Origin of the sequence: Pantoea phyllosphaerae (genome assembly GCF_051025595.1) — a bacterium.
GTDB lineage: Bacteria > Pseudomonadota > Gammaproteobacteria > Enterobacterales > Enterobacteriaceae > Pantoea.
Genome location: NZ_JBPFDE010000001.1, coordinates 297,619 through 320,246, shown reverse-complemented (window position 1 = coordinate 320,246; position 22,628 = coordinate 297,619). Strand labels below are relative to the sequence as shown.

General features: G+C 59.4%; 22 protein-coding genes, 1 tRNA gene and 2 pseudogenes. 17 read left to right on the top strand and 8 right to left on the bottom strand.

What is annotated here, in order from left to right; genetic code table 11:
• Positions 1-86 precede the first annotated feature (86 nt).
• Genes ACR6A7_RS01410 through ACR6A7_RS01385 form a run of 6 tightly spaced genes read left to right on the top strand, consistent with a single transcriptional unit; the run spans position 87 to position 5,273 of the window.
• Positions 87-1,496 (top strand): phenylacetate--CoA ligase family protein, encoded by a 1,410-nt coding sequence (locus ACR6A7_RS01410; protein ID WP_434122969.1) that lies wholly within the window; start codon positions 87-89, stop codon positions 1,494-1,496.
• Positions 1,496-2,464 (top strand): branched-chain amino acid transaminase, encoded by a 969-nt coding sequence (locus tag ACR6A7_RS01405; RefSeq protein WP_434122968.1) that lies wholly within the window; start codon positions 1,496-1,498, stop codon positions 2,462-2,464. Before ACR6A7_RS01410 ends, ACR6A7_RS01405 begins: the two co-directional genes overlap by 1 nt.
• Before the next feature lie 21 nt (positions 2,465-2,485).
• Entirely contained in the window at positions 2,486-3,064 is a 579-nt protein-coding gene (locus ACR6A7_RS01400) for a bacilysin biosynthesis protein BacA (RefSeq protein ID WP_434122967.1), read from the top strand.
• A 13-nt stretch (positions 3,065-3,077) separates the two neighbouring features.
• Complete coding sequence (locus tag ACR6A7_RS01395; protein WP_434122966.1) at positions 3,078-3,623, top strand: carboxymuconolactone decarboxylase family protein; 546 nt, start codon at positions 3,078-3,080, stop codon at positions 3,621-3,623.
• A 15-nt stretch (positions 3,624-3,638) separates the two neighbouring features.
• Positions 3,639-4,607, top strand: coding sequence for an ornithine cyclodeaminase family protein (locus tag ACR6A7_RS01390; protein ID WP_434122965.1), 969 nt, complete (start codon positions 3,639-3,641; stop codon positions 4,605-4,607).
• Positions 4,608-4,646: 39 nt separating this feature from the next.
• Positions 4,647-5,273 carry a LysE family translocator gene (locus ACR6A7_RS01385; protein ID WP_434122964.1) on the top strand — a complete coding sequence of 209 codons (627 nt, stop codon included), beginning with the start codon at positions 4,647-4,649 and terminating at the stop codon, positions 5,271-5,273.
• A 2-nt stretch (positions 5,274-5,275) separates the two neighbouring features.
• Here the strand turns inward: ACR6A7_RS01385 and ACR6A7_RS01380 are convergent.
• Together ACR6A7_RS01380 and ACR6A7_RS01375 are read right to left on the bottom strand one after the other, a co-directional pair.
• A pseudogene (locus ACR6A7_RS01380) lies at positions 5,276-5,470 on the bottom strand (DeoR family transcriptional regulator); the annotation flags it as partial.
• Positions 5,471-5,484: 14 nt separating this feature from the next.
• Positions 5,485-5,738, bottom strand: a pseudogene (locus ACR6A7_RS01375) (type II toxin-antitoxin system RelE/ParE family toxin); the annotation flags it as partial.
• A 177-nt stretch (positions 5,739-5,915) separates the two neighbouring features.
• On the opposite strand from ACR6A7_RS01375, the gene ACR6A7_RS01370 reads away from it, so the two are divergent.
• The 3 genes from ACR6A7_RS01370 (at position 5,916) to ACR6A7_RS01360 (ending at position 8,860) form a co-directional block, all read left to right on the top strand.
• Entirely contained in the window at positions 5,916-6,557 is a 642-nt protein-coding gene (locus ACR6A7_RS01370) for a TetR/AcrR family transcriptional regulator (RefSeq protein ID WP_434122963.1), read from the top strand.
• A gap of 73 nt (positions 6,558-6,630) precedes the next feature.
• On the top strand, positions 6,631-8,013 hold the full coding sequence (locus ACR6A7_RS01365) for a D-arabinono-1,4-lactone oxidase (protein WP_434122961.1): 1,383 nt from the start codon (positions 6,631-6,633) through the stop codon (positions 8,011-8,013).
• A 19-nt stretch (positions 8,014-8,032) separates the two neighbouring features.
• Positions 8,033-8,860 (top strand): glycosyltransferase family 8 protein, encoded by an 828-nt coding sequence (locus tag ACR6A7_RS01360; RefSeq protein WP_434122960.1) that lies wholly within the window; start codon positions 8,033-8,035, stop codon positions 8,858-8,860.
• 40 nt (positions 8,861-8,900) lie between these two features.
• Here the strand turns inward: ACR6A7_RS01360 and ACR6A7_RS01355 are convergent, their stop codons facing one another.
• Complete coding sequence (locus tag ACR6A7_RS01355; RefSeq protein WP_434122959.1) at positions 8,901-10,022, bottom strand: Gfo/Idh/MocA family protein; 1,122 nt, start codon at positions 10,020-10,022, stop codon at positions 8,901-8,903.
• A 328-nt stretch (positions 10,023-10,350) separates the two neighbouring features.
• Here ACR6A7_RS01355 and ACR6A7_RS01350 point away from each other — a divergent pair.
• Positions 10,351-10,426, top strand: a tRNA-Asn gene (locus ACR6A7_RS01350).
• A 53-nt stretch (positions 10,427-10,479) separates the two neighbouring features.
• Here ACR6A7_RS01350 and ACR6A7_RS01345 read toward each other — a convergent pair.
• The 3 genes from ACR6A7_RS01345 to ACR6A7_RS01335 all read right to left on the bottom strand — a co-directional run bounded on the left by ACR6A7_RS01345 (position 10,480) and on the right by ACR6A7_RS01335 (position 12,800).
• Complete coding sequence (locus ACR6A7_RS01345; RefSeq protein ID WP_434122958.1) at positions 10,480-10,812, bottom strand: type II toxin-antitoxin system PemK/MazF family toxin; 333 nt, start codon at positions 10,810-10,812, stop codon at positions 10,480-10,482.
• Complete coding sequence (locus ACR6A7_RS01340) at positions 10,813-11,070, bottom strand: AbrB/MazE/SpoVT family DNA-binding domain-containing protein (RefSeq protein WP_048782244.1); 258 nt, start codon at positions 11,068-11,070, stop codon at positions 10,813-10,815.
• Between the two features lie 518 nt (positions 11,071-11,588).
• The gene (locus ACR6A7_RS01335) at positions 11,589-12,800 is read right to left on the bottom strand and encodes an MFS transporter (protein ID WP_434122956.1); all 1,212 of its coding nucleotides are present in this window, start codon (positions 12,798-12,800) and stop codon (positions 11,589-11,591) included.
• 201 nt (positions 12,801-13,001) lie between these two features.
• On the opposite strand from ACR6A7_RS01335, the gene ACR6A7_RS01330 reads away from it, so the two are divergent.
• Positions 13,002-13,544: a TetR/AcrR family transcriptional regulator gene (locus ACR6A7_RS01330; RefSeq protein WP_434122954.1), complete on the top strand. Its 543-nt coding sequence runs from the start codon at positions 13,002-13,004 to the stop codon at positions 13,542-13,544.
• A gap of 76 nt (positions 13,545-13,620) precedes the next feature.
• Positions 13,621-14,817, top strand: coding sequence for an MFS transporter (locus tag ACR6A7_RS01325; protein WP_434122953.1), 1,197 nt, complete (start codon positions 13,621-13,623; stop codon positions 14,815-14,817).
• A gap of 42 nt (positions 14,818-14,859) precedes the next feature.
• Here the strand turns inward: ACR6A7_RS01325 and ACR6A7_RS01320 are convergent, their stop codons facing one another.
• Positions 14,860-15,882, bottom strand: a complete 1,023-nt coding sequence (locus tag ACR6A7_RS01320; RefSeq protein ID WP_434123321.1) for an LLM class flavin-dependent oxidoreductase — start codon at positions 15,880-15,882, stop codon at positions 14,860-14,862.
• 210 nt (positions 15,883-16,092) lie between these two features.
• On the opposite strand from ACR6A7_RS01320, the gene ACR6A7_RS01315 reads away from it, so the two are divergent.
• Both ACR6A7_RS01315 and ACR6A7_RS01310 read left to right on the top strand, forming a co-directional pair.
• Complete coding sequence (locus tag ACR6A7_RS01315; RefSeq protein WP_434122952.1) at positions 16,093-17,151, top strand: fatty acid desaturase; 1,059 nt, start codon at positions 16,093-16,095, stop codon at positions 17,149-17,151.
• Positions 17,057-17,815 carry a phosphate/phosphite/phosphonate ABC transporter substrate-binding protein gene (locus ACR6A7_RS01310; RefSeq protein WP_434122951.1) on the top strand — a complete coding sequence of 253 codons (759 nt, stop codon included), beginning with the start codon at positions 17,057-17,059 and terminating at the stop codon, positions 17,813-17,815. The genes ACR6A7_RS01315 and ACR6A7_RS01310 overlap by 95 nt, the downstream gene beginning before the upstream one ends.
• A gap of 1 nt (position 17,816) precedes the next feature.
• On the opposite strand, the gene fusA is transcribed toward ACR6A7_RS01310, so the two are convergent.
• Positions 17,817-19,913 (bottom strand): elongation factor G, encoded by a 2,097-nt coding sequence (fusA, locus tag ACR6A7_RS01305; RefSeq protein WP_434122949.1) that lies wholly within the window; start codon positions 19,911-19,913, stop codon positions 17,817-17,819.
• Positions 19,914-20,054: 141 nt separating this feature from the next.
• Here fusA and ACR6A7_RS01300 point away from each other — a divergent pair, with 141 nt between their 5' ends.
• From ACR6A7_RS01300 to ACR6A7_RS01290, 3 genes are all read left to right on the top strand, one after another.
• Positions 20,055-20,360 carry an ArsR/SmtB family transcription factor gene (locus ACR6A7_RS01300; protein ID WP_434122947.1) on the top strand — a complete coding sequence of 102 codons (306 nt, stop codon included), beginning with the start codon at positions 20,055-20,057 and terminating at the stop codon, positions 20,358-20,360.
• Between the two features lie 72 nt (positions 20,361-20,432).
• Complete coding sequence (locus ACR6A7_RS01295; protein WP_434122946.1) at positions 20,433-21,344, top strand: ketopantoate reductase family protein; 912 nt, start codon at positions 20,433-20,435, stop codon at positions 21,342-21,344.
• Positions 21,345-21,517: 173 nt separating this feature from the next.
• Positions 21,518-22,579 (top strand): LacI family DNA-binding transcriptional regulator, encoded by a 1,062-nt coding sequence (locus ACR6A7_RS01290; protein ID WP_434122945.1) that lies wholly within the window; start codon positions 21,518-21,520, stop codon positions 22,577-22,579.
• Positions 22,580-22,628: the final 49 nt, after the last annotated feature.

Genomic DNA, 22,628 nt, shown 5'->3' with positions numbered 1-22,628 from the left:
ACTACAGATAAAAATACACTAGCAGCAACAGACTGCTGATTATTGTGCTGCACGCATAACGACTTTACCTGGCTAAGGATGACAATATGTATGCTATTTTCAAAGAAAAAATAATTGAACAGGCCAAAAATATCTATCATCAACACCGTGACTTTAATGCAGGGAAATTCAGCACAGAACAGCTCTCTATTCACCAGAATAACCAACTGCGTGAGGTCGTTAAATATGCCAGCGAAAACTCTCCATTCTATCGTGAACATTTAAAAGGCCTGACCTGCGCTGATTTAGAGGCACTGACCACCGATGGGATTAACGCGCTTCCTTTTACAACCAAAGATGACCTGAGAAATAATGGCAAATCGCTCGCCTCTGCCCCTCTTCACCAGAGCTGGATTTATTACGAAACTACGGGTACAACCGGCAAACCCACTCCCTGCCCTCGTAATGAAACGGACTCCATTCATAACAACACCCCTCTTATTATTCATTATCGCACTCTGTTTGAGCAGTTTGGTTCGAATCATATTGTGGGGGTCATGGGTCCAACTGAGCTTCATTCCACCGGCGATACCTTTGAAGATGTTTTTCGCAGCCTCGGCTACAGCGTGGTAAAAATGTGGCCGCGTTCGCCCGTGGTGGGCATGAAACGCGTTATGGCATTGATCAATGAATTGCAGATAACCGCACTGGTCTGCACGCCAGCGGTGGCTATTGCCGTGGCGCGTTTTATTCAGGATTCTGGAGAAAAACCCTCCGCTACGAGCGTGAAGCTAATCCTGACGGTGGGTGAATTAACCACGCCGTCGCTGTTAAGAAACATTGGTGAGGTCTGGGGGGCACAGGTCTATAGCTGTATGTATGCCTCTCAGGAGTCCTCTATTCTTGCCGTCTGCGCGGCGGACAGTCACCTTTACACCATCCCGCTGAACAACTACTACGAGCTCATCGATCCCGTCAGTGGTAAAAGCTATGACGTTACACTAGGTCAGGTGACTGGTGAACTGGTCATTACCCATCTCTATAAGGGACAGAAGCCGCTTGTTCGTTATCGTACCGGTGATATGGTGCGGTCGACTTATATGCCTGATGGCACCCAAAAAATTGTGCCTGTCGGTCGCGTGCGGGATGTTCTGACGCTTAATGGCGCCGCTTACTGCGCCTGGGATTTAGAAGCCGCGCTTCTTGAACGGCTCAACGGTTGCCTGGACTACGCGATTCAAATCGACAGAAGCGATGACGTTGACGTGCTTAATATCACCGTTGAGATGTTTGATAAGACATCTGATGTCTCCCAGGTGCTAAAAGAGGTGAAAGCACATGTCGAACAGCGCATTGCGGGCATTAAGGTCAACCTCGTTAAGGGCGAAACGAGTAGCGTAACCGCAACCTCAGCGATGGTGAGCTGGAAGGCAGCGCGCATCCACGATTTGCGACCTGCGGCAGATAACAGCGATCGTGAAGCGGCGCTTGCCCTGATCAACCGGGGTTTTAAATAATGAACGATACGTCCCCCAATAAAATCAGTGAAGCGAGCCCCCTTCACCACCCCTGGAGCTACCTCAATGGCACGTTTGTTGAGGCAAATGCGGCGCTATTACCTGTCACGACGCAGGCATTTAATTACGGCACCGCAGTGTTCGAAGGCATTCGTGGTTACACACATTTTTCTGATGGAAAGCTAACGGTTTTCCGCTTAGACGAACATATTGACCGACTGCGTCAGTCGGCATCACTACTGTTAATCGATGATCTGCCCGATCGTCAGGCGCTGAAGGAAGTCATCTTGTCCTTGCTGAAGCGAAATGATGCCAGTAGCGACTGCTACATTCGCCCTATTGCTTATAAACGTCATCTTTTACCTGGCAGTGGCTTCGGCGTAAAACTCTCTGGCATCAGTAGCGGATTATCGATCAACACGCTTAATATGCGCGCCTATGTAAAACAGGATGGTCTTGCATGCACCATTTCCAGCTGGCGTCGCGTTTCCGATAACGCCATTCCCGCGCGCGCTAAAATTACCGGAAGTTACGTAAACTCTGCACTTGCAATGGAAACAGCTCAGCGTGGCGGCTATAACGACGCCATTATGCTCAATCAGCAGGGTTATGTTACCGAAGCGACCACCTCAAACGTTTTTATTGTTAAAAACGGCAGGCTAATTACGCCCCCGGTGACGGCACAGATTCTGGAAGGGATTACGCGTGACACGGTGATTACACTGGCCGCCACCTGCCTGAAACTGCAAGTCGAAGAAAGAGACATCTTACCGTCTGAACTGTTGACCGCAGATGAATGTTTTTTAACGGGCACAGGCGTCGAAATATCACCAGTGAGTCAGATTGACCACCGAAAGCTTAATAGTATGGATACACAGAGTATCGCGATGACTATTAAAGGCCTTTACGAACAGTCGGTGCGTGGAGAATTAGACGCATTTAATCACTGGCTAACGCCTGTCTGTTGAACAACCCTGTTAGGTGAAACCATGCGCTATCATTTTATGGATATGGGCTTAAGTCATGCTGTTAACTGTCCGGTTTATACTTTAGGTCCTTCGGGTACCAGCAGTGAATATGCCTCTCATTTTTTTTATCGCTGGATGAGTGATAATTACGCCAACAGCCATCATGACATTCATCTTAATGACTCTTATGATTTAGCAAGAAATAACATCAGGCATGAAAAAGGACTGCTTATTGTTGCCAATGCCTATCCGAAGATTAACGATTTTTATATGGATACGCGTCTGAAACTGCTGGCTACCTTTCTTTATAACACGCCGCTTTATGGTCTGGTGACAAACAAAAAATTGCCCGATCGACCATTATATATCGCTTCTCATCCAGCACCGGTTCCATTAATTGAGGAGTTGCTTCCTGATGGACTGCGTATTGCTCAGGTAATTGAGATGCCCTCCACCAGTGCGGCCGCACAGGCGGTGGTATCCGGTGAAGTCGATGTCGCGTTAACCACTGAAATTGCCGCCGGCATCCATAAGCTCAACTTTATTTCACGAACGCGTCCGATACATATGCTCTGGTCTGTGTTTGCCTCCCATATTTAAAGTGGATAAAAAAATGACAAGATTAAAAATGCACACGCTCGACAGCGCGCCTGCGGCGAGTCGCCCTCTGCTGCAAAGTTCGATTGACGGTTTTGGCTGGATTCCATGGCAAAGCGCTTACATGGCAGAGTCGCCCGCCCTGCTGGCGTCTTACCAGTTTGCCCATGACGCCTTCTCCCACTGTTCGCTGAACGAAGAAGAGCGCACCATCGTGTGGATTACCACGGGTACTCTGAACCAGTGCGCCTATACGGTTCAGGCGCACAGCTGGATCGCACAGCGCAAAGGGGTCTCGCCAGCGATTCTGGATACGCTTGCTCACCAGCCTGAGGCCCTGCCAGTCAGGCTGGCCGCGCTTTATTGCTTTACGCGTCAGGTCGTTTTGGCCCAGGGCCAGATCCCCGAAAGCGCGGTAGAGGCGATGCTGGCGGTAGGATATAGCCGGCAAAATATGCTGGACGTTATCCTGGGGGTTTCCCAAAAAACCATGTCAACGCTGCTCAACAGCATTGCCCATACCCAGATCGAGCCTCAGTTTCACGCTGAGGCGACACCCTGATAACGGACACTTTCCATGCAATTCATTAGTCGAAAGCAGGTGGAGCAGGTTTTATCGCCCTCAGCGTGCCTGCAACTGAGCCGGGACGCTTTTGCACTGCTCAGCCAGGGTAAAGTGAAACAGACGTTGCGCAGCGTTATTGCCTCTGAACAAGGCAGCCTGATGGGTACGATGCCCGCCTGTATTGAAGAAGGGCCCTATGCTGGGTTTGGCCTCAAAACCGTTAAGGTCGATTTCAGCCGCCACGCGCAGCCTACGTCCCACGAGGGGTGTATTCTGCTCTATGATGCGTCGGAAAAGGGCGACCTTGTTGTTGTTGACGCCGCCTCAGTGACGGAATTACGCACCGCTGCAGCTTCTGCGCTGGCTACGGATATATTGGCACCGCCTGGTGCCACCCGTCTGGCTATACTGGGCACCGGCGTTCAAGCCAGAAAACATGCGCAAATGATGATGGAAATCCGTCCGCTGCAGCATATTTCTGTCTGGGGAAGAAGTGAAGCACGCGCGTCTGTTTTTGCGGAATGGTGTCAACAACAGCTGGGACTGTCCGCCACAGTGGCGATGACGCCAGCTCAGGCGGTGGCAGAGGCGGATATCATCTGTACGGTGACGGCTGCAAAGGTGCCGTTTCTCCATGGCAGAGACCTGCCAGCTCAGTGCCATATCAATGCCGTAGGGGCATCTGCCCCCGGTTTTCAGGAAATCGACAGCGACATCTATGCGACGGTAGCACTCTACGTTGACGACCGCGAGGCGGTCTGGCACGCCTCTACCTGTCTGCTGGAGGCAAAACAGCAAGGATTGATCCCGCAGGAATACTGGGGGACAGAAATAGGAGAACGGCTTACCTCAGATGTACAGCCGACCTCGCTCAGGCTGCAGCGAACCCTGTTTAAGTCCGTGGGCCTTGCAGTGCAGGATCTGGTCTTTGCCCGGGCGGTGGTGGCGCAAACCCCGCTATCCATCCACCCCACTCTTTAATAACCTCTCTGCCCGCATCTCATTTTGACAGGAATACTTATGTTAGGAATGGCTCAAATAATTTCTTATATCGCCGCGCTCGGTTTAGCCGCGGCAATCCCGGGGCCGGGAATGACCGCCCTGGTCGCTCGCAGCGTTAGCGGAGGTGCCCGAACCGGCTTTACGATGCTTGCCGGCCTGATCCTCGGTGATTTGATCTACTTATCTATCGCGGTATTTGGTCTGGCGGTGGTCGCCCATAATTATTCATCCGTATTCACGCTGATCAACTGGGCGGCCTCACTCTATTTGTGCGTGCTGGCATGGCAGTTCTGGCGCTATCAGCCTAAGGCAGTCAGCATTGACCAGAAAGCGACAACGCAGGAGCTGGCATCAGCCTGGCTTTCAGGGCTAACAATCACGCTCGGCAATCCCAAAACCATCGCCTTTTATCTGGCGATACTGCCTCTGGTTATCTCGCTGGATAATGTCTCATTACAGATTTGGGGCGGAATGCTGGTGCCCCTCACCATTTTCGTGCTGCTGAGCGTTGGCGCGGTTTTTATTCTCGCAGCGCTTAAAATTCGCCACCTGCTCACCAGCGCTAAGGCGCAGCAACGCCTTTTTCGCTCGGCTGGCGTGATTATGCTGCTGGCGGCGTTTGGCATGGTGGTGAAGACGCTTTAGCGCTACACCGCCTCCTGCGCCACAATCCGCTCTGTCTGATGCTCATCAAGCCAGGATTTCAGCTCCTCTGATGGAGGCGCGTCGATGAACAGCGCCGCTATCGGCGCAATATTACCGATCGTTACGGCGGCGGAAGCGGTGTATTTAGTGTGGTCGGCAGCCAGAAGAGTATGACGAGCGTACGCCATCATCGTTTTCTGCAATAAGCTTTTCAAACGTTCTGCCCACCCAGTGACGCCTTGTGTGTAAGATTATCAAGCCAGCACGTAAATTCTTGATCGGCAACCGGGAGCATCGGGTCGTAAAAGCGCTTTTTATTACTCGTTTGATCCCTTACGCAGAGCACCACGCCGGTGCGTTCGGGATCGAAGGCGCAAAAGCGCGATCGGGATGACCCCGACACTAAATGCGCAGCTCTTTCATATTGATAAAGCGAGAGCCTCTGATGGTATCGGGCCTGGGCTGTGGCCGATAATGTTGAGGATCTCGCCCTTAGTATACGCAGTTGCTTATCTCCAGATAATGATTTTTACGAGAATACTATTCCCGAAATGAATATAGACAGGCAACCGCTCGCGTCGCCAGACCGATCCCGCGGGCTGTGATACCATGCTGGCTGGATTTTCTTAGTGACTAAGCGCTATGTCGGACACCACTCCAAAACGAAAAAACGACCCTGAAGGGCTGAAAAAACGCATCCTCGCTGGCGCCCTGACCACCTTCGCCGAGTTCGGCATGCAGGGCGCGCGTCTGGAGCAGATCGCCGAAAACGCGCAAACCACCAAGCGTATGGTGGTGTATCACTTCGGCAACAAAGAGAAGCTCTATATTGAGGTGCTGGAGCAGGTCTATCAGGCGATCCGCCAGCATGAAACCGGCCTGAACCTGGCGGCGATGGAGCCGAAACTGGCGATGAGCAAGCTGGTGGAAGCGAGCTTTGACTACCACGTCTCTCATCCCGACTTTATGCGGCTGGTCTGCACCGAAAACCTGCTGCGCGGTCGTTATATCTCGCAGTCGCCGCGCATCAAGGCACTGAACCGCAGCGCCCTTGACGTGCTGGACGATATTCTGGCGCGCGGCCAGCAGCAGGGCGTGTTTATTCGCGAGGTCGAAACCATCGATGTGCACCGCCTGATCAGCAGCATCTGCGTGCATCACGTCTCTAACCGCTATACCTTCAACGCCCTTTTCAGCCCTGATAACAGCGAAGAGGAGAGCGTCAGCCGCAATCGCCAGCTGGCGGTCACGGCGACGCTGCGCTACATCAGTAAAGTGGGTTAAGGGAAGCGACAACGCTGTGATGGGCTACGCTTAACTGATGCCAATTAACCGATCTCAACACAGGAACGCAGTCGTGAGCAGAGACGCCGAACGTTATCCTCTACGCAACACCACCCTCAGCGCCGAAGACGATGCGCTATGGAACTGGGCGCAAAACGCCCGGGTTGGCAGCCGCCAGCAGTTACATCAACCGCGCAGCGAGGCGGAATTACAGCAGCTGCTGCGCGATAGCCACGGCCGCGTGCGCGTGGTGGGCAGCCGCCTGTCGCCGGGCCGCATGCTGAATGTCGCAGAGGATGATCTGCTGGTGGATATCAGCGCCCTTTCCGGCCTGCTGGCGCAGGATGAGCAGAGCGTCACCGTCGGTGCGGGCACCACGCTTAACGATCTCTATATTCAGCTTACCGCGCTGGACCGCATGCTCGCCGCCTCGCCCGGCGTAATTGCGGTACAGAAGCTGGCGGGCGCGATGGCCACCGGCACCCACGGCCAGGGGCTGCATCAAAGCTCGCTGGCGGACGAGGCGCTGCGTATTCGCATGGTGCTGGCTGACGGATCGATCCGCGAGTTTACGCGCGGCGAGCCGGACTTTCCCGCCGCGCAGGTGACACTCGGCGCGCTCGGCATTGTCACCGCCGTTACGCTGCGCACTCAACCCTTCCGCATTTACACCTGCCATAAAAACGCGGTGTCGGCGGATAATCTTGAGCAGGATCTGCTGCGCTGGAACAGCGAATACGCGCTGAGCAAGGCCTGGTGGTTCGTTGACGATAACCTGATGCACGTCTGGAATGCGAACGAAGCGAGCGCGCAGGAAACCGCCGAGTGGCAGGCGAATGGCCGCGAAGTGGTGAAGCACGCCGACCAGGGCGACGACAGCCTGAACAGCACTATCGACCAGACGCTTGAGCAGATGCACCGCGACACGCAAATCCACGGTAAAGGCGGCAAGCAGTTCCGCACCGTGACGCGCTTCCGCGACTTTACCGACGTGACCGGCGACATCTACCAGCTCTTCTGCCGCGGCATTGCGGTGCCGCAGATCAACGTTGAAATTGGCGTTCCTCTTTCCCGCACCCCGGCCGCTATCAGTAAAATCAAACGCTGGTACGCCGCAGAGCGGCCACATATGCACTACCCGATTATCCTGCGCTGCACCGGCGCATCGGAAGCCTGGCTCAGCCCTGCCTACGGCGAGCCGACCTGCTTCTTCGGCTTTGTGGTCTATTACGCCGACGACGGTTCGCTGTCGCAGGATGGCCTGCACTTTCTGACTGAGGTAGAGAAGCTGCTGGCCGAAGAGGGCGGCCGCCCACACTGGGGCAAATATTATGACGCCGGACGCTACGTCTGGCGCGACGTGTATCCGCACTGGGACGACTTCCGCACGCTGTGCCGCGAGCTGGATCCACAGCGCCGCTTCAGCAACGATTATCTGACCGCGCTTTTCGACTGACTTTTACAGGGAGAGAACCATGTTTGCATGGGTTACGCTGCTGACGCAGCCCGATTATCTGGTGGGCGTTAAGGCGCTACACCGTTCGCTGAAGCAGAGCGGCACGCGCTGGCCGCTGGTGGTGATGACTACCAATGCGATTTCGCAGGCGGATTGCGCAGCGCTGCAGGCAGAAGGCTGCGTGGTGCAGCCGGTCGATCCGATCTACCCCAACAGCGCGCTGGAACAGCACTACGCCTCGGCGCAGTTCGGCGAGGTCTGGACCAAACTGCGCGCCTGGCAGCTGACCGACTACGCGCGGGTGGTGTTCCTCGACGCCGATATGCTGGTGCTGCAAAACATGGATGAGCTGTTTACGCTCGATCTTGGTGACAACCTGCTGGCCGCCTGTCACGCCTGCCGCTGCAACCCTAATCAGATCGCCTCCTATCCCGCTAGCTGGCAGCCGGAAAACTGCCACTATACCTGGCAGGATCGCGGCGAGCCTGCGCCTGTTCTGCTGGATAACTACCTCAACGGCGGTTTTCTGGTGCTCACGCCGGATAATGAAGTTTTCGAACAGCTGGCGCAGCGCGTTGCGGCGATTGTAGACCTGAAGGCCTACCCTTTCTCGGAGCAGGATCTGCTGAACGAGGCGTTCCACGGCCGCTGGCTGCCGCTCTCCTATATCTACAACGCGCTGAAAACCCTGCCTTTCCAGCACAGCCGGATGTGGAAAGAGAGCGAGGTGAAGAACCTGCACTTTATTCTGGCGAAGCCGTGGAAGCGCGATTTGCAGCAGCCCGAGAGCGAACGCGACCGCTACTATGCGCTGGATAAGCTGTGGTGGGAGAAAGCCGCAGGATGATCATTTGGGCGCGCGGCTTCACGGGCCGCGCGCTGCGCCGCTAAACCGCCTGCCAGCGCCGCTCGGCGGCGGAGACCGCAATGGCCTCCAGCACCTTCTGCACCTGCAACCCTTCGGCAAAATCGGGCCACAGGCGATCGCCCGCCGCGATGCCGTTAATCAGGTCGCGAATTTCCACCGTTTTCTGATCGTTAAAACCGATGCCATGCCCGGCCGAGACGCAGAAGTTGGCATAATCGGGATGCGCCGGACCGGTCAGGATGGTTTTAAAGCCCTGACGCCCCGCCGGTTCGTCATGCAGATAGAGCTCCAGCTCCGCCATGCGCTCCTGGCTGTAGCGCAGCGTGCCTTTGGTGCCAGTGACGACATAGGTCAGCCCCATTTTACTGCCGCAGGCGATGCGTGAGGTTTCAATTACGCCGTGCGCGCCGTTGCGAAAGCGCAGCAGCGCGCTCGCCTGATCCTCATTCTCTACCGGCAGCTGGCGGCTGGGATCTTTCGCGTCGGGACGCGTTTTGATCACCGTCATCATGTCGCCGCTCACCTCTTCGATGTCGCCGACCAGATAGTGCGCCATATTGACGATATGCGCCGCCAGATCGCCCAGCGCGCCGAGCCCCGCCAGCGCCTTCTGGCAGTGCCAGTCGAGCGGCGTCTCCGGCTTCGCCAGATAATCCTCGTTGTGGGTGCCGTAGAAATGGACCACCTCGCCAATCTCGCCGCGCGCAATAATCTCTTTCGCCAGCTGGCTGGTGGGGTTTTTCATGTAGTTGAAGCCTACCAGGGTTTTCACCCCGGCGGCCTGGGCCGCCTGCACCATCTCTTCGGCGTCGGCCACCGAGAGCGAGAGCGGCTTTTCCGAATAGACATGCTTGCCGTGGCGGATCGCCTCCAGCGCCATCTCTTTATGCAGGAAGTTGGGCGCGCAGATATCCACCACGTCAATCGCCGGATCGCGCACCAGCTCGCGCCAGTCGCCGGTCGAGCGGGCAAAGCCAAAGGCAGCCGCCTGCTTCTCTGCCAGCGCCGGATTGACCTCCGCCAGCATCTCCCGCACGATTTCGCCTTTTAGCGGAAAAACCGTCGGTGCCTGCGCGTAGGCGATAGCGTGGCAGCGTCCGATATAGCCGCTGCCGATCATGCCGATCCTGACTTTGTTCATCGACTGCCCTCTTGTTTCATAAAATGATTTTCACGGAATATACGTTTCGAAACAAACCCAGGCAAACGGCAGAGATGAGAAGTGTGAGCGGCTTTGAAATCTTAATGTTAAGAGAACTGCTGGGTTATTCAGGTAGCGTGACGCACGCGCCGCAACAGGCGTTTTTTTTCATTGCCCATAGCGGAGAAAAATAATTTTCATTTGTCAGGCGTGAGCATGTTAACTGCGCAGCGGCCTCTGGCGTTTATTTCAGCAGTTGAACGTTTTTGTGAAAAAGGGCTTTGACATGGCCGGTGCGGGTCGATAATATGCGCCCCGTTCAAGCGATTCCTCTGTAGTTCAGTCGGTAGAACGGCGGACTGTTAATCCGTATGTCACTGGTTCGAGTCCAGTCAGAGGAGCCATATTAGAAAAGCCTGCTTTTGAAGCAGGCTTTTTGCTTTTCGGCATCATGGCGTTAACTCAAAATAGCATCCAGCCTGGCAAGCACTTCATTTACAACAGCGTCAGGTATGCGTTCCAGCCGCTTGCCGTTCCGGGCTGCCATATCAATGGTTCTGGGCTGGTCACAGCGAATAACGCCAACCGTTTTTGTCCCTGCCCCTTCCAGTGAAACGGTGAAACCTGCCGTGCGAGCAAAGTTTCCGCCGCTGGTAACGGGAACAACAACGGGTAGCCGGGTCAGCTGGTTAAACGATGCCTTCGATACGATAAGCACCGGACGTTTTCCACTTTGCTCGTGGCCGGCAATCGGATCCAGTGAAACCAGCCAGATTTCCCCTCTGTCCATTTACAGGATCTCCTTGCCCACCGCAGGCGCATCAATCCATTCCCGCTCTTCTTCGCTTATTTCAGCGTGCGGATCGCACTGCGCCAGCAGTTCCTCAAGCGAATAACGGGGCCGTTTCTGGGGTTCAATAATCAGGCATCCATTATCAATGGTCATACCTACCTCGCTGTCCGTCGACAGCTCCAGCGTTTTCAGCACGGCGGGAGGAACCGCCAGCATGATGGATCCGCCAACCTTTTTCAGGCGAGTTGTATACATAAAGCACCTCCGAATATTATATTTTAATATAACATCTACGGTGGGCGATGCACAATTATTCATCAGATTCACTGTGATTTCCTTAACGTAATAAAGCGTGAAGAAAGCCTTAATCCATCGGAAGACAGATCCAGCAGTTTTCAAAGGCGACATTGCCGGTAAAACGGCGACCATCCTGTTACATCAAGCGCTTCTTTCAGGCCATGAAGCATTTCGTGCAGGCGGGAGCTTAGTTCGCGGTAAGAAGGCCGATGATAGAAAACTGTTTTTGCGGTTCAAAGGATTATGACGGATCTGATAAACGAAATGCGGCGCAGCTTCCGTATCCAGCCTGCGCCGGAGGGATATCAGCGGTAACGCGAAGGCAAGTTTTTCATGCGCAATGCCCAGCACAGACAAAAACTGGCCTGTCTTATCGAAAAAATTAATAACTAAACTCTTGTTCTATTGATTTAAAAAGCCCGCTAAGGGAAACCTGAGCGGGCTTCTTGCATTTATCGTCCCGACAGCCCGCCTCACTACTCAGCCTGCCGCAGCGTTCTGATGGACGGCACCAGACAGGCCGCCAGCGTCGCCGCCAGCACCGCCGCGGCGCAGCAGAGCAGCACCGTCTGGTTGCCGAAGCGCATCGCCAGCGGCCCGGCGGCCAGCTCGCCCAGCGGGATGGTGATAAAAGATCCCATCGCGTCGTAGGCGTAAACCCGCGCCAGACGGTCGCGCGGAATGTGGGTTTGCAGCGCCTGCGCCCAGATCACGCCAAACTGGCCGAACCCCATTCCGGCGATGCAGAATGCCCCCATCAGCCAGCCGGCCGGTGCGCCGCCTGCCAGCAGCAGCATGGGAAAGGCACAGAGCGCCACCAGCGTCACGCCGGTGAACATCGCGCGGCGCGGACGCCAGCGCAGCGCGATGGCGGAGCCGATAATCAGCCCGACGCTTTGCGCCGCAATCATTACGCCCCAGCGGGCGCGGCCAAAGGCGTCGTCAGCGATAACCGGGCCCAGTACCATCACCATCCCGGTGAAGGCGGCGTTAACCACGGCAAACTGCGCCACCACCGCCCAGACCCAGCTGCGGGCGGTGAATTCTCGCCAGCCGTCGCGCAGATCCTGCCAGAGCGTCGCGGCAGAGGCCGCCGCCTGCGCGCCGGTGCGCACCGCGTAATAGAGCGGCGCGGCCAGCGCGAAGCCCAGCGCATCCACCGCCAGTCCCCAGCCTGCGCCCAGGGTGCTGGTAAGAATGCCGCCCAGCGACGCGCCAATAATGGTGCCGGCATAAACGCCCGACTGAATAAAGGCGTTCGCCTGGCGTAGCCTTTGCGCCGGCACGGTTTGCGGCACCAGCGCCGATGAGGCGGGCAGCGCAACACCTGCGGCCGCCCCGTTGACGGCACTCAGCATCGCCAGAGCGGTTAGCGTCGCGGCCTGCTCGAGCACCAGCCAGGCGACGCAGCTCTGGGAGAGCGCGGCGACAAGCGACGAGAGCAGCAGCACCCGATTGCGCGAGTAGCGATCCGCCAGCACGCCGCCAAACAGCAGAAAGAGGACGTTGAACAGCGAGCGCGCGGCAACCACGACGCCGAGATCGGCGGCGGAACCGCCCATATCGAGCACGGCGAAGGCGAGCGCCACCGGCGCGACGCTGTTGCCCAGCACCGTCAGCGTGCGGGCGAAAAAGAGGTGGCGGAACGGCGCGTAGTGAAAGGCGTGACGCGGGGTGTTACGCTTCACGGCTGCGCTCCCTGCTGCCGAGCCTGATCCTTATGCTGCTGATAGTGCCTCCCTGCCGCTGGCTGCCGTCGATGTCGTGTAGGGCGAAATCATAACCGGAGTGGCGCGCGCTGCCCAGCCCCATCCCGCCCGCGCCGCATGCTTTGTCGCCGCCGAGCGGTTATCCTTACCCTGTTTATGTCAGAGAAATGAGAGCAGTTGATGGCCGCTACACGGGATATTAAAACCGACATACTGGACGCGACGCTGACGGTGATCATCAACGAAGGCGTGCGCGGCACCACCTATCGCCGGGTGGCCGATCAGGCGGGCCTCTCGCCCGGCACCCTCACCTACCACTTTCCGCAAACCGATCTGCTGCTGATGGGCGCCTTCCGCTATATGGTCGATACCATCTCCCAGGCGTTCCGCCAGCGCATGCAGAGCGCCACCGAATGCGCGGACGCCTGCGAAGCGGTGGTGGATTTGATTTGCGGCGATGTCTGGGCCAGCCAGCGTCATCTGATCCTGAGTTTCGAGCTTTACTCGCTGGCGGCGCGAAAAGCGGCGTTTCGCCAGCTGCTGCAGCTGTGGATGGCGCGCAGCCGGGCGTCGCTGCACCTCTGCTTTCCCATGGAGACGGCCTGCGCGCTGGATGCGCTGATTGAGGGTTTAACCATCCATAACCTGCTCAACGACGCGCCGATGAGCCGCGACGCTGTTTTGCGGGCGGTGCGAAAAATAGCGGACCCGATTCGAGAATAATATTTCGTCTCCCCCCTCGCGCCGCGCCGTTTTTGTATTATTCTCTCGTACATCCGTACGACAAACAGGAGTCGTGATGACGCCTCAACAACAGGCTCGCGGCAAGTGGGCCATTTTCGGTCTGATGTTTATTCCCGGCTTTACCTGGGCTTCCTGGGTCAGCCGCACGCCCTTTATGCGCGACAGGCTCGACGCCTCAACTGAACTGATGGGCATGATCCTGTTCGGCTTCTCCTGCGGGTCGATGCTCGGCGTGCTGCTGGCCGGCAAGCTGATCGCCCAGCTCGGTACGCAGCGGGTAATGCGCTACGGCATGGTGATTTTGCTGCTTGGCCTGGTGCTGATGGCGCTCAGCCTGACGATGGCGAGCGCACTGGGCGTCTTCGCCAGCCTGACGCTGCTGGGGGGCGGCACGGCGCTGATGGATGTGGTGATCAACGTCGAGGGCGCCGCGTTCGAACGGGCGCTGGGCCGCTCTGTCATGACCATCATTCACGGCTTTTTCAGCCTGGGCACGCTGGCCGGTGCGCTGGCGGGCCTATTGATGACCGCCGCGGAGTTGAGCACCAGCCTGCACTTTGCCGCCGTGCTGCTGGCGGATGTGCTGATCGCCGCCGTGGCGCTGCGCCATCTGCCCGCGACCAGCGACGGCGAACGCAGCGAACAGGCGCACAGCGGCGGCTTTATCGCGCAGGTTCGCCATGAGCTGCGCGATCGCCAGCTGCTGATCCTCGGCGTGGTGATCCTGGCGATGGCGCTGGCGGAAGGCTCCGCCAACGACTGGCTGCCGCTGCTGATGATCGACGGGCATAACCTGAGCCACACGCAGGGCACGCTGGTGTATGCCGGTTTCACCGCGGGCATGACGCTGGGGCGTTTTCTCGGCGGCTATGTGGTCGATCGCATCGGCCGCGTCTGGATGCTGCGCGTTAGCGCCTTTTCCGCCGCGTTCGGCCTGATGCTGGTGATCTTCTCCGATAATTCATGGCTGGCGGCGGCCGCCGTGCTCTTCTGGGGCATCGGCGCGGCGCTCGGTTTTCCGCTTACGGTCTCTGCGGCAGGCGACGGCCACAACAGCGCGATTCGCGTCACCATCGCGGCGACGCTGGGCTATCTGGCCTTTCTGGTGGGGCCGCCGGGACTTGGCTTTATCGGCGAGCACGCCGGGCTGCGCATGGCGATGCTGCCGGTGCTGGCGCTGGTGGTGATCGCGCTGTTCTGCGCCGGGGCGGCGGGCAGCCGCAGGCAGGAAAAAGCGCAGCAGGCGAGCTGATCAAGGCAAAAAAAACGGCGGCCGAGGCCGCCGTTCTCACGCTTAGCGCCAGCCTAACTCCGGCGCAACATATTTCAGAATCGCTTCAATCACGTGCGCGTTGTAGTCGACGCCGAGCTGGTTCGGCACCGTCAGCAGCAGCGTGTCCGCTTCGGCAATCGCCTCATCCTGCGCCAGTTGCTTAACCAGCGCTTCCGGCTCCGCCGCATAGCTGCGGCCGAAAATGGCGCGCGTTTTCTCGTCGAGGAAGCCGACGGAATCCTGATCCTGGCCGCTGCGGCCGAAGTAGGCACGGTCCATGTCGTTCACCAGCGCAAAAATGCTGCGGCTGACCGACACGCGCGGCTCGCGCTTATGCCCCGCCGCTTTCCAGGCCTCGCGGTAGGCGCGGATCTGCTTCGCCTGCTGGACATGGAACGGCTCGCCCGTTTCGTCATCCTTCAGGGTTGAGCTTTGCAGGTTCATGCCCATTTTTGCCGCCCACTCGGCGGTGGCGTTGGAGCCGGAACCCCACCAGATGCGTTCGCGCAGCCCTTCCGAGTAAGGCTCCAGGCGCAGCAGGCCCGGCGGGTTCGGGAACATCGGCTGCGGATTCGGTTTGGCGAAACCTTCGCCGCGCAGCACCTCTAAAAAGGCTTCTGTATGGCGACGGCCCATATCGGCGTCGGTTTCGCCCTCCTGCGGCGCATAGCCGAAGTAGCGATAGCCTTCCACCACCTGCTCCGGCGAGCCGCGGCTAATGCCGAGCTGCAAACGGCCGTTGGCGATCAGGTCCGCCGCACCAGCATCCTCCGCCATATAGAGCGGGTTTTCGTAGCGCATATCGATCACGCCGGTGCCGATTTCGATTTTGCGGGTGCGCGCGCCCACCGCCGCCAGCAGCGGGAACGGTGAGCTGAGCTGACGGGCAAAGTGGTGCACGCGGAAGTAGGCGCCGTCCGCGCCCAGCTCTTCAGCGGCGACCGCCAGATCGATGGACTGCAGCAGCACGTCCTGCGCGGAGCGGGTGGCGGACTGTGAAGAGGGTGTCCAGTGACCGAAGGATAAGAAGCCAATGTTTTTCATCATTCTGTTCCTTTCGCGGGCAGGTTTTGCCCCTGCGTGAGAGATAAGATTCGATGGGCAAAGGTTACGTCAGCCGCCTCCACACTGATAGCCAATAGTTTTCAACCGCATCATCAAGTTTTTCGACATAAGTCAGTCAATCAGGATCTTTCTCTTTTTGTCCGCCTTCGCGCATGTTGTGCTGAATTTGGTCACCTGCGGCAGGTTGCTATGACAAGAGGCTCATCCGACTATCTTCACGCGCAGCAGCGCGCGCAAATCCGGCAGTGGAAACAAAGCTGGCTGTGGCGCAGCGAGCTGCCCACCTGGCTGCTGATGGCGACGATCTACAGCGGCTGGTTCGCCACGCTGGCGTACTGGCAAATACTGGGCCTGTGGCCCGCCACGGCTGTGCTGATCCTGTTTACCAGCTGGTACCTGTCGCTGCAGCATGAGCTGATCCACGGCCATCCGACGCGCTTTCCACGCCTGAACCAGCTGTTTGGCACGCTGCCGCTGGCGGTCTGGTACCCATATGGGGTTTACCGCGATTCGCACCTGGCGCACCACCGCAACCACAGCCTGACCGATCCCGACGACGATCCCGAAACCTGGTATCTGTCACCGGCGCGCTGGGCACGGCTGCGGCCCTGGCAGCGCCGGGCGATTCATCTGCGCAATACCTTTCCCGGTCGCCTGCTGCTGGGGCCGCTGCTGGATATTTACGCGGCGCTTCAGGCGCTGCTGCTGGCGATCTGCCGTGTTGACGGGCGCGCAATCGCCATGTGGGCGATCCATCTGGCGCTGCTGGCAGGTCTGTTTCTTTGGATGGCGCGCCTGGGCTTCTCGCCGCTCTGGTTTACGCTGGCGGTAAGCTACCCCGCGCTGATGCTGACCAAAGTGCGCTCTTTCTATGAGCACCGCGCCGCTGCCGATCCGCTGGCGCGCTCGGTCAATAACGAGGCGGGCTGGGCGTGGCGGCTGCTGTTTCTTAATCTCAACTATCACGCGGTGCATCACGACCTGCCCGGCCTGCCGTGGTATGGTCTGCGCAGGGTCTATCTGCTGTGGCGCGACGATTATCACCAGCGCAACCGCGGCTTTCGCGCGGCAGGCTACGGCGAATGGATCAGGGATTACACCACTACGCCCGTTAACGTTAACGCCCATCCGGGCTGGCAACAGGATCTCTCGCATGAAACGGCTTTCGCTACCGATGTACGACATCCATCGTCCGCACACCCAGGCGCTGACCGCCAGGCTGGCACAGCCGTTACGGGCGGATGTTGAATGGCCGGAAGATCTGCTGGCGCACTGGCGCGCCGACGATCTGGTGCTGAGCCAGACCTGCGGCTATCCGCTGATGACGCAGCTGCCAGACGTGCAGCTGGTTGGCGCATTTGAACTCAGCGCACCGGGCTGTCGCGGCGCGCGCTACCGCAGCTGGCTGGTGGCGCGCGAAGAAGATGAAAACAGCGCGCTGGTGGATTTTCGCGGCCGCCGTGCGGTGGCCAACAGCGTCGATTCCCACTCCGGCTATAACGCGCTGCGCTACCTGATTGCGCCGCTGGCGCAGCAGGGCCGCTTTTTTAGCGCGACCCGTTTCAGCGGCAGCCACCGCCAGTCGCTGGCGCATTTGCGCGCCGGGAAAGCGGATATTGCGGCGATTGACTGTTTGACATGGGCGCTGCTGCGGCGACACGCCGCACACGAGCTGGCGGGGCTGGCGATCGTCGGCGAAACGCCGCTCTGTCCCGCTCCGCCGCTGATTACGTCCGCGCAGACGGATGAGGAGACGCTGGCGAGGCTGCGCCATGTCCTGACGCAGTTTGTCGAGAAGAAGGCGACGCGCGCCAGTTTTATTACCGGTTTTACCGTGCCGGATCGCGCCGCGTATCAGGAGATAATGCGCTGGGAGGAGCAGGCCGCCGCGCTCGGCGTGACGGCCCTGTAGCTTAGTGACGCGCGGCGACCACCGCGTCCGCCACCTGACGCGGCGCCTGCGCGTAGTGGGCGAACTCCATACTGTAGGTGGCGCGCCCCTGCGTCAGCGAGCGCAGCGCCGTGGAGTAGCCGAACATCTCCGCCAGCGGCACTTCGGCGCGGATAATACGGCCGCCAAAGTGCTCATCCATGCCCTGCACCTGACCGCGCCGCGACGAGAGATCGCCCATAATACCGCCCGCATACGCTTCCGGCGTTTCGACCTCTACCTTCATCACCGGCTCCAGCAGCACCGGATCGGCCAGCTTCGCGGCGGCGCGGAAGCCAAGAATAGCCGCCATGCGGAACGCCATCTCCGAGGAGTCGACGTCGTGGTAGGAGCCGAAGGTCAGCGTCGCCTTCAGATCCACAATCGGGTAGCCAGCCACCACGCCGGTATTGAGCGCCTCGCGGATGCCCTTCTCCACCGACGGAATATATTCGCGCGGCACCACGCCGCCTTTGGTGGCGTCTTCGAACACAAAGCCGCCGCCCGGCGCCAGCGGTTCCAGCGTCAGCACCACGTGGCCATACTGCCCTTTACCGCCGGACTGGCGCACAAATTTGCCCTCGACGTCGCGTACCGCCTTGCGAAGCGTTTCGCGGTAGGTCACCTGCGGACGGCCGATATTCGCCTCGACGCCGAACTCGCGCTTCAGGCGGTCAACGATAATCTCCAGATGCAGCTCGCCCATGCCGGAGATAATCGCCTGTCCGGACTCTTCGTCGGTGTGCAGCCGGAACGAGGGATCTTCCGCCGCCAGCCGCTGCAGGGCCAGGCTCATCTTCTCCTGATCGCCTTTGGTTTTCGGCTCGATCGACAGCGAGATGACCGGCTCCGGGAACTCCATGCGCTCCAGCGTAATAATGGCGTTGGGATCGCACAGCGTTTCGCCGGTGGTGACCTCTTTCAGCCCGACGCAGGCGGCGATATCCCCGGCGCGGATCTCCTCAATTTCATGGCGCGCGTTGGCGTGCATCTGCACGATGCGGCCGATGCGCTCTTTTTTGCCCTTGACCGCGTTCCAGACGCTGTCCCCCTTGCGCAGCACGCCGGAGTAGACGCGCACAAAGGTGAGCTGGCCGACGAAGGGATCGCTCATCAGCTTGAACGCCAGCGCCGAGAAAGGCTCGTCATCGCCCGGATGCCGCTCTGCCTCGTTGCCGTTTTCATCCACGCCTTTGATGGCCGGAATATCGGCCGGCGACGGCATCAGCTCGACCACCGCATCCAGCATGCGCTGCACCCCTTTGTTCTTGAAGGCGCTGCCGCACAGCATCGGCTGGATTTCGTTGCGCAGCGTGCGCTGGCGCAGGCCGGCGATAATCTGGTCATGCGCCAGATCGCCGCTCTCCAGCCAGGCCTCCATCAGCTCATCGCTCGCTTCGGCCGCCGCCGAGACCATTTTTTCGCGCCAGGCGTTCGCCTCGTCGAGCAGCGCGTCAGGGATCGGCGCGTAGCGGAAGGTCATGCCCTGCGACGCCTCGTCCCAGTAAATCGCCTGCATTTTCAGCAGATCGACCACGCCGCTGAAGTGCTCCTCCGCGCCGATGGGGATGACGATTGGCACCGGACTGGCGCTGAGGCGATCTTTCATCATCTGCACCACGCGGAAGAAATCCGCGCCCTGGCGATCCATTTTGTTGACGAACGCCAGCCGCGGCACGTGATATTTATTCGCCTGGCGCCATACCGTTTCCGACTGCGGCTGCACGCCGCCGACGGCGTCATAAACCATGACCGCGCCGTCCAGCACGCGCATCGACCGCTCGACTTCAATGGTGAAGTCGACGTGGCCGGGCGTGTCGATAATATTGATGCGGTGCGGCGCGAAGCTGCCGTCCATGCCGGGCCAGAAGCAGCTGACCGCCGCCGAGGTAATGGTAATGCCGCGCTCCTGCTCCTGCGCCATCCAGTCGGTCGTTGCGGCGCCATCGTGCACTTCACCCAGCTTGTGGCTCATTCCGGTGTAAAACAGGATGCGCTCGGTCGTGGTGGTTTTACCGGCATCGATATGCGCGGAGATGCCGATGTTGCGGTAACGCTCAACGGGAAGAGTTCGGGGCATGATGCGTCCTTAGTCGATTGACCTGTGGCGCGGCGCGCAGGATTGCGCGCCGTCGGAAATCAGCTTACGCCTGAAGTACGACTGAATACGAACAGTTTGAGCTATAATTGCGCAATTCATCGATCGTAGAACAGGAAGACCATGCTGGAAAATCATCCGCAGCCGCACGAGATCAAACTGGAGAACGTGCTGTTTGCGCTCGGCAATCCGATTCGCCTCGCCGTTCTTCAGACGCTGGCGCAGCACGGCGAACAGAGCTGCAACGCGCTGCGCGGCGAGATCGCCAAATCGACCATGACGCATCACTGGCGCGTGCTGCGCGACAGCGGCGTGATCTGGCAGCGGCCCGTCGGGCGGGAAAATCTGATTTCGCTGCGCCGCGACTGCCTGGATCAGCGCTTTCCCGGCCTGCTCCCCGCCCTGCTGGCGGCGATAGCGCGGCGCTGAGCCACGCGACGCTGGCAACCGCTGCCGTCAGGTTTTAAGGTAGGAGCCTCAACGGCTAAGGAAAAATCAATCATGCGTATTCTTATCGTAGGCGCCGGGGCGACCGGCGGATATTTTGGCGCGCGCCTGGCGCAGGCGGGACGCGACGTCACCTTTCTGGTACGCGAGCGTCGCTTCAAACAGCTCAGTGAAAACGGCCTGGTGCTGCGCATGCCGCAGGGCGTGGAGAAGCTGCAGCCGCAGCTGGCGCAGGCGGGATCGCTGCACGGTCCCTGGGACCTGATTATCCTGACGGTGAAAAGTTTTGGCCTGGCCCAGGCGATAGAGGACATCGCGCCCGCCGTGGGCGAACAGACGCTGATTATGCCGATCCTCAACGGCATGCGTCATTTCGATACGCTGCGCGATCGCTTCGGCGATAAGGTGATCGGCGGGCTGGTAAAAATCAACGCCACGCTGGGCGAACAGGGCGAAGTGGTGCGGATGACGCCGCTGCATCAGATCTATTACGGCGCGCTGGATGGCCATAACGACGCGCGGCTACAGCGCGTAGACGAGGCGCTGCGCGCAGCCAGCGTCGACACCATTTTCAGCGACAATATTATCGGCGAGCTCTGGGAGAAGTGGCTGCTGCTGAGCACGCTCGGCGCAGTCTGCTGTCTGGCGCGCGGCGATACACAGCAGGCGCTCACCGCCGAGGGCGGCGAAGCGCTGCTGCGCACCATCTTCAGCGAGGTGCTGGCGACCATTACCGCCGACGGCTACCAGCCGCGCCCGGCGGTAACAGCGAAAATCCTCGCGCTGCTGAGCAATCCCGCGACGCCGATGACCTCCTCGATGTATCGCGATTTGAGCCAGGGCTTCGATATCGAAGCGGAACAGGTGATCGGCGATCTGGTGAAACGTGCGGCGCGCAACGGCGTCAGCGTGCCGCTGCTCAACGCGGTGAACGTCAATTTGCAGGTCTATCTAAAGAGCCGTTAACTCGCGCCAGCGGCCCCAGTCCCTGCGGCGGCGTGCCAGTGATGCACGCCATGCCGGAATTGAGCGTCACAGCCGGGTTAAACTGCATCGCTCCTCCGTTCGGGTTGCGCGCAGAGGCGCCTGCGCGACGAAAAATTTGCTACACTGGCCGCCTCTGTCCTGTGGAGAAATCAATGACTTCCCGCGCTATCACTCTTGATGACGTCGCCCGCCTTGCCGGCGTCTCCTACCAGACCGTTTCCCGCGTGCTTAACCATTCGCCGCAGGTCTCCCCGCGCACGCGGGCGAAAGTGGAAGCGGCCATGCAGCAGCTCAACTATGTGCCAAACCGCGTGGCGCAGCAGCTGGCAGGCAAAGCGACGCGCACGCTCGGGCTCGCCACCAGCGATCTGGCGCTGATGGCCCCGGCGCAGATCGCCTCGGCGATCCAGCAGCGCGCCAGCCGCGACGGCTACCATCTGGTGATTGCCATGCGCAGCCACAACAGCGCCGCCGAAACCGTCAATGAACTGCTGGCGCAGCGCGTCGATGCGCTGATGATTAACCTGCCGCTGGCCGCTGCGGAAGCGGAGCAGATCCAGACGCTGTGCGGCGACAAGCCGGTGATTTTTATGGATGTCGAACCCCAGGCGCAGGTGGCGCAGTGTCAGTACTCCAACGCGCGCGGCGCGCGGGCCGCCGTCGAGCACCTGGTCGCGCTGGGGCATCGTCAGATTGGCCTGCTAAACGGTCCGGCGCAGGCAATTTCGGCGCAGCTGCGCGAAGCGGCGTGGCGCGAGGCGCTGGCGTCACACCACCTGACGCCCTTCTGCACGCTGCGAGGCGACTGGAGCGCCCAGTCTGGCTACCAGGCGATGCTGCAACAGCTGCCCGATCGCCTGCCGCAGGCGCTGCTGGTGGCGAACGATCAGATGGCGCTTGGCGCGATGCGCGCGCTGCATCAGCACGGGGTGGCGATTCCGGGCGAGATATCGGTGGTCGGCTATGACGATACCGCCGAAAGCGCCTGGTATCAGCCGCCGCTCACCACAGTGCGTCAGGATCTGCAGGCGCTGGGGGAGCAGTGTGTCGAGACGCTGCTGGCGCATCTGCAGGATACGCCGCCGCCCTCCCGACCGCTGGAGCCGACGCTGGTACTGCGCGCCACCACCGCCGCGCCGGGCGGCGACGGACCCGGTGCCGAGGCGCTGGCGCAGCAGCTGCAGCGCATCGCGCGCCAGCTGCTGCAGCGCTGAGGGTGGAGTAAAAGCGTCTATTCTTTTCACACTGTTTGTCAGGGAGATA

Bases quoted from the DNA above. Each gene is read 5' to 3' on its own strand.
- ACR6A7_RS01410 (WP_434122969.1), top strand. From the start codon at position 87: ATGTATGCTATTTTCAAAGAAAAAATAATTGAACAGGCCAAAAATATC.
- ACR6A7_RS01405 (WP_434122968.1), top strand. From the start codon at position 1,496: ATGAACGATACGTCCCCCAATAAAATCAGTGAAGCGAGCCCCCTTCAC.
- ACR6A7_RS01400 (WP_434122967.1), top strand. From the start codon at position 2,486: ATGCGCTATCATTTTATGGATATGGGCTTAAGTCATGCTGTTAACTGT.
- ACR6A7_RS01395 (WP_434122966.1), top strand. From the start codon at position 3,078: ATGACAAGATTAAAAATGCACACGCTCGACAGCGCGCCTGCGGCGAGT.
- ACR6A7_RS01390 (WP_434122965.1), top strand. From the start codon at position 3,639: ATGCAATTCATTAGTCGAAAGCAGGTGGAGCAGGTTTTATCGCCCTCA.
- ACR6A7_RS01385 (WP_434122964.1), top strand. From the start codon at position 4,647: ATGTTAGGAATGGCTCAAATAATTTCTTATATCGCCGCGCTCGGTTTA.
- ACR6A7_RS01370 (WP_434122963.1), top strand. From the start codon at position 5,916: ATGTCGGACACCACTCCAAAACGAAAAAACGACCCTGAAGGGCTGAAA.
- ACR6A7_RS01360 (WP_434122960.1), top strand. From the start codon at position 8,033: ATGTTTGCATGGGTTACGCTGCTGACGCAGCCCGATTATCTGGTGGGC.
- ACR6A7_RS01355 (WP_434122959.1), bottom strand. From the start codon at position 10,022: ATGAACAAAGTCAGGATCGGCATGATCGGCAGCGGCTATATCGGACGC.
- ACR6A7_RS01345 (WP_434122958.1), bottom strand. From the start codon at position 10,812: ATGGACAGAGGGGAAATCTGGCTGGTTTCACTGGATCCGATTGCCGGC.
- ACR6A7_RS01340 (WP_048782244.1), bottom strand. From the start codon at position 11,070: ATGTATACAACTCGCCTGAAAAAGGTTGGCGGATCCATCATGCTGGCG.
- ACR6A7_RS01330 (WP_434122954.1), top strand. From the start codon at position 13,002: ATGGCCGCTACACGGGATATTAAAACCGACATACTGGACGCGACGCTG.
- ACR6A7_RS01325 (WP_434122953.1), top strand. From the start codon at position 13,621: ATGACGCCTCAACAACAGGCTCGCGGCAAGTGGGCCATTTTCGGTCTG.
- ACR6A7_RS01320 (WP_434123321.1), bottom strand. From the start codon at position 15,882: ATGAAAAACATTGGCTTCTTATCCTTCGGTCACTGGACACCCTCTTCA.
- ACR6A7_RS01315 (WP_434122952.1), top strand. From the start codon at position 16,093: ATGACAAGAGGCTCATCCGACTATCTTCACGCGCAGCAGCGCGCGCAA.
- ACR6A7_RS01310 (WP_434122951.1), top strand. From the start codon at position 17,057: ATGAAACGGCTTTCGCTACCGATGTACGACATCCATCGTCCGCACACC.
- fusA (WP_434122949.1), bottom strand. From the start codon at position 19,913: ATGCCCCGAACTCTTCCCGTTGAGCGTTACCGCAACATCGGCATCTCC.
- ACR6A7_RS01300 (WP_434122947.1), top strand. From the start codon at position 20,055: ATGCTGGAAAATCATCCGCAGCCGCACGAGATCAAACTGGAGAACGTG.
- ACR6A7_RS01295 (WP_434122946.1), top strand. From the start codon at position 20,433: ATGCGTATTCTTATCGTAGGCGCCGGGGCGACCGGCGGATATTTTGGC.
- ACR6A7_RS01290 (WP_434122945.1), top strand. From the start codon at position 21,518: ATGACTTCCCGCGCTATCACTCTTGATGACGTCGCCCGCCTTGCCGGC.